The 5,234-nt window shown below is 76.0% G+C and carries 5 protein-coding genes; 2 read left to right on the top strand and 3 right to left on the bottom strand.

Annotation, left to right across the window (positions count from 1 at the left end; genetic code table 11):
- The coding region (locus tag I003_RS0128730) for a hypothetical protein (protein WP_027774623.1) at positions 1-441 on the bottom strand (441 nt) is incomplete at its 3' end.
- 134 nt (positions 442-575) lie between these two features.
- A complete protein-coding gene (locus I003_RS0128725; protein ID WP_027774622.1) occupies positions 576-1,520 on the bottom strand; it encodes a glycerophosphodiester phosphodiesterase family protein in 945 nt (314 codons plus the stop codon).
- A gap of 196 nt (positions 1,521-1,716) precedes the next feature.
- Here I003_RS0128725 and I003_RS0128720 point away from each other — a divergent pair, with 196 nt between their 5' ends.
- Positions 1,717-3,372, top strand: coding sequence for a trypsin-like peptidase domain-containing protein (locus I003_RS0128720; RefSeq protein ID WP_027774621.1), 1,656 nt, complete (start codon positions 1,717-1,719; stop codon positions 3,370-3,372).
- Positions 3,373-3,824: 452 nt separating this feature from the next.
- On the opposite strand, the gene I003_RS0128710 is transcribed toward I003_RS0128720, so the two are convergent.
- A complete protein-coding gene (locus I003_RS0128710; RefSeq protein ID WP_027774620.1) occupies positions 3,825-4,079 on the bottom strand; it encodes a hypothetical protein in 255 nt (84 codons plus the stop codon).
- A 327-nt stretch (positions 4,080-4,406) separates the two neighbouring features.
- Here I003_RS0128710 and I003_RS33675 point away from each other — a divergent pair.
- Positions 4,407-5,234: aminoglycoside phosphotransferase family protein (locus tag I003_RS33675; protein ID WP_037722077.1), on the top strand; the 828-nt coding region annotated here is incomplete at its 3' end.

Here is a 5,234-nt window from a genome sequence, read left to right as displayed (position 1 = left end):
GGGGCCGCCACCGTCCGTGACGGCGACGGTGACGCGGCCGTCCGGATCGACGTGCCAGTCGGCCCGTACGCGCGTGTCCGCGGTACCGGGGCTCGCCGCGCCGGGCGGCTCCTGCTGGGCCGGGATGACCGCGTGCGCCGCTTCCGCGCCGGGCACCGGGTCCGCGCCGGGGCCGGCGGCGGGAGGGGCGTCGGCGGGGGCCGGGTCGAGCACCTCGGCGTCCGCGGTCGCCGCCCCGGTGGCCAGCGGTCTGGCGTGCCTGCAGGCGTTGCTGAGCAGCTCGGACAGCACCAGCACGGCGTCGTCGACGGTCGCCTCGGACGTGCCCCTGGCGCGCAGGTCGGCACGCAGACGGCGGCGGGCCATCCCCACTCCGTCCGGGCCGTGGGGAACGGCCATGGACGAAGCCGGCGCCTGCTGTGCCACCACGAACATCACCACCCCCAGCGATCTCCTCGCCCCGCAACAGGGAGTCAATGCCCCCGCGGGGTGGATCGGAAACCGGCCAACCGTCGACCGTTGATGCACTCGTTACGTAACCGAACGCAGTGCGCGCGCCGGAGTACTACGCGTAGTCATGCATCGCCGGTCGGCGGCGTGTCGTAGCCGATGCGGTCCAGGTGTGCCCGGACCTGGCGGGGGCGGTTGGTGATGACGGCCTCGACGCCGAGGCGGGCGCACAGGGCGACGTCGTCGGGTTCGTCGACGGTCCAGACGTGGACGCGGTGGCCGGCGCGGTGGAGGCGGGTGACGTAGCCGGGGTTGGCGCGGACGATGCGCATGCTCGGGCCGGCGATGCCGACGCCGCGGGGCAGGCGGCCGTCGCGGAAGCGGGGGAGCAGGAACTGCATGAGGAAGACGGTGGGGACGGCGGGCGCGGCGGCGTGGACGCGGTGCAGGGAGCGTGCGGAGAAGCTCATCACCCGCACGAGGGAGGGCTCCTCGGTGGCCGGGCCGGAGCCGGGGGCGGCAGGGGGCGCGGCTTCGGCGGTGCGGGGGGCCGCCGGGCCGGCGAGGCCGAAGCGGCGCAGCAGTGCGACCAGTTTCTCCTCGACCTGCCCGCGCCAGCGTGTGGGGTGCTTGGTCTCGATCGCGAGTTCCACCCGGCGCCCGGCGTCGGTCACCAGCTCCAGCAGGCGTTCCAGGGTGAGTACCGAGGTGCGTTCCCAGTCGGGCTCCTCCGGAGTCGCGCGCTGGCGCCGGCCCACCTCGTCGCGGCGCTTCTCGCGGGCCTTCCAGGAGCCGAAATCGAGGGCGGCGAGGTCGGCGAGTTCCAGCGCCGAGACGGCCCCGCGGCCGTCGGAGGTACGGTTGACGCGCCGGTCGTGGACACAGACGAGATGGCCGTCGGCGGTGAGCCGTACGTCGCACTCCAGGGCGTCGGCGCCCTCCTCGATGGCGGTGCGGTACGCGGCGAGGGTGTGCTCCGGCGCCGCCTCGGACGCGCCCCGGTGCGCGACGACGGCGGGCAGACCCGGCTGCGTACGCCCGGACGGCCGATCCGCTGGTGCTTGGCTCACCGGCTCATCGTGCCACCCCTCGCGCCCGCCGGCCCGGCCCTCGGCGGCCCTCCAGCGGATGCGCCGGGAATGTCCGAAGTAAAGGATGTCAGCCAAAGACTAGGTGCGGTTTACCGTCCGCTGACAAGCGGTGCGGGAACCTGGTTGGGCGGGTAGGCGCAACTGGCACCTGGCGTGAGACGTGAAGGAGAGAGCTGTGAGCACCGAGAACGACGGCGCGACGCCTCCGCGGCCGGATTTCCCGCCGCCGGATGCCGGAGCGAGGTCTCCGGTCGAGTCTCCTGAGCGTGCGCACGGCGGAGCCGGCGGCGCCTGGCCGGCGGGACCGGAGGGGCCGGGTGGTTCGGACGCTGCCGGCTCCCCGGGTGGCCCGGTTGCCGGGGGGCACGGTGAGGCACGCACGGAGCAGTTCGCCGCGGTCGGCGCCGCGGGCGACACGGGCTCCGGCGGCGGTCACACCGGGCCCGCCGGAGGTCAGGCCGGGCCCGGCGGCGCCGCCGGTTCGTCCGGCGCCGCCGGTTCGTCCGGCGGCGCCGGCCCGCAGTGGTCCCCGCCTCCGCTGCCGGCGGGAACCTCCCCGGCGGGGGCCGGGTCGGCGAGCCCCGGCCCGGCGGGCTCGCCGCCCCCCACCCAGCCCGGCTGGGGCGCGCCCCCGCCGCCCGGCGGCAGCGGCTGGGACTCCGCCCCCCGCCCCTCGGGCAACGGCGGCCGGCGCATGGGCACGCTGGTCGCGGCCACCCTCGTCGCCGCGCTGATCGGCGGTGGCGTCGGCGGCGGTATCGGGTACTGGGCGGCCGAGGACGACTCCGGCAGCACGTCCACGACCGTCTCGGGCTCGCAGGAGGGCCAGAAGATCGAGAACCCTCCCGGATCGGTCGCCGGCATCGCCAACAACGCGCTGCCCAGCGTCGTGACCATCGAGGCCGGCGGAACCGGCGGCGACACCGGCAGCGGCGAGGAGGGCGGCGCCACCGGCACCGGCTTCGTCTATGACAAGCAGGGCCACATCCTGACCAACAACCACGTCGTGGCGGGCGCCGAGGGCAGCGGGTCGCTGACGGCGACGTTCTCCAACGGCAAGACGTACGACGCCGAGGTCGTCGGCCAGGCCAGCGGCTACGACGTGGCCGTCATCAAGCTCGCCGACGCCTCCGACGCCAACCTGACGCCGCTGCCGCTCGGCGACTCCGACAAGGTCGACGTCGGCGACCAGACGATCGCCATCGGCTCGCCGTTCGGCCTGTCGGGCACGGTCACCACGGGCATCGTGAGCGCCAAGAACCGCCCGGTCGCCTCCGGCGACGCGACCGGCCAGCAGGAGTCGTACATGAACGCCCTGCAGACCGACGCCTCCATCAACCCCGGCAACTCCGGCGGCCCGCTGCTCGACAGCGACGGCAACGTCGTCGGCATCAACTCCGCGATCCGCCCGGCGGACAGCGGCAGCCCGTTCGGCGGCAGCCAGGGCGGCAGCATCGGCCTGGGCTTCGCGATCCCCATCAACCAGGCCGACCGGGTCGCGAAGGACCTCATCGAGACCGGTGAGCCGGTCTACGCGATCATCGGCGTCTCCGTCGACAACTCGTACCAGGGCAAGGGCGCGAAGATCACCGAGTCGGGCAGCGACGCCGCCGGCGACCCGGTGACGCCCGGCGGGCCGGCGGCCGAAGCAGGGCTGCAGCCGGGCGACGTGATCACGAAGCTGGACGACACGATCGTCGACAGCGGGCCGACGCTGATCGCCCAGTTGTGGGCGCACAAGCCCGGCGACAAGGTGGAGATCACCTACGAACGCGGCGGCGACCAGACCACGACGGAGGTCACCCTCGGCGAACGCGAGGGCGACGACTGACGGACCGGCGACCCAGGCGGCCGGGCACCCCGAGAAGGGGCGCCCGGCCGCCGCTGTGTGTGCGGAGGGCGGCGGGGACGGGGCCGGGCCGTGCGGCCGGCCACGGCCGCGACTCCGTCGTTCAGGCGAGGGGCTGCCTGTCGCTCTCCGGGACTCCGGCAGCGGTTTGCGCGTCGCCCCGCCCGCCGCCCCGGGCGAGGCCCCCGGCTCCGACGGCCTGCCGGCGGCGGAGCCGGATCTCGGCCGTCACCCCCCGGCTCCGGCCCCGTACGGCACCGGGGACGGCGCCCGGACGGCCCCGCGGGCGTGACGCGCGGGAGGGCGGGAGGCCCGGGCCGGGTGTCCGGGGCCGTCCCTCGGCGGCCCCGCCCCTCACCCGGCCCGGACCGGCTCGGCCGGGACCCGTCACTGCCCCGGCCGGGACCTCCCGCACCGGCCCGTGCGCCCGCCGGTCATCCCCTGCGGGCCGCCTCCGCCCGCGCCTGCGCCCAGGCCGCCTCCTTCAGCGCCATCCGGGCCGCCGGGAGCCGCCCGGAGGGCGTCTGCCAGTAAGGATGCGTGGACATCCGCACCGACAGCCGCAGCAATCGCCGCCGCAGGACCGCGGTTTCGCTGGCGCTGTGCCGCGGCTCTTCGGCGAGCCTGCGGTACACCGCGTACCAGTCGCGCTGGGTCTGGACGAGGTCTTCGGGGAAGGTGTGGGTCACGCAGTTATTCTGACACGTGTTCGATTTTCGAGTCACGCGTCTACGCCGGATCCCCACCGGCCACCGTCGCCCACCGCCCCGCCGCGATCACCGGTACCTTCGCCGGCCGGCGCCTCGACCTGCCCGTACGCCGGCCGGACCGGGCATCCCGGGCGCCGGCCGCGACGTGAACCCGGCCCACGCCCGGGCGTGCCGCGCGGCACCCGCGGCACGCCCCGGATGAGCGGCCCCGGCCCTGCGCCCCCGCCGGCCGCGGCAGAAAACCGTTCGACAGTGCGGGCCTGAGGGGATGGGATGAGGCGGACCGCAGGCCGGAAGGAGAGTCGTTTGCCGTCCGAGACCACCGCGGGCGCCCCCGCGGACACCGCCGCGGGCGGCACCGCCGCCGTCCCCGCCGTCGACGAGGACCTGGCCGGGCGCCTGCTTGCGGCGCAGTTCCCGCGGTGGGCGCATCTGCCGCTGCGCCCCCTGCTCCCCGGCGGCTCGGACCACGTGATCTTCCGGCTCGGCGACGCGATGACCGTACGCCTCCCGCGCGGTGACTGGGCGGCGGGCCAGGCCGAGAAGGAACATCTGTGGCTGCCCCGCCTCGCCCCGCACCTGCCGCTGGCGGTGCCGGCGCCGCTGGAGGTGGGGGAGCCGGCGTTCGGCTACCCGTGGCACTGGTCGGTTTCGCGCTGGCTCGACGGCGAGACACCGGCGCACGGCAGCCTGGCGGACCCGGCGGAGGCGGCGGCGGACATCGCGGCGTTCCTGCGCGCGCTGCAGAGTCTGGCGCTGCCCTCCGAGGGCGCGTACGGGCTGCTCTCCCCCGCCGTACCGCTGCGGGAGCGCGACCGTACGACGCGGGCGGCGATCGCGACGGTGGAGGCGGCCGGTGCCTTCGACGCCCGCGCGCTGACGGCGGTGTGGGAGGCGGCCCTGGAGGCGGGGGAACGGAGCGGCCCGCCGGTGTGGTTCCACGGCGACATGCACAACGGCAACCTCCTCACCCGGGCCGGCCAGTTGAGCGCCGTTCTCGACTTCGGCGGCCTGGGGGTCGGGGACCCGGCCTGCGACCTGGTCATCGCCTGGACCCTGCTGGACCCGGGCCCGCGCGCCGCGTTCCGCGAGGCGCTGGGCGTGGACGACGCGGCGTGGGCGCGGGGGCGGGGG

The sequence above is a fragment of the Streptomyces sp. CNQ329 genome, assembly GCF_000482585.1.
This window is presented reverse-complemented; position numbering and strand designations above follow the sequence as displayed.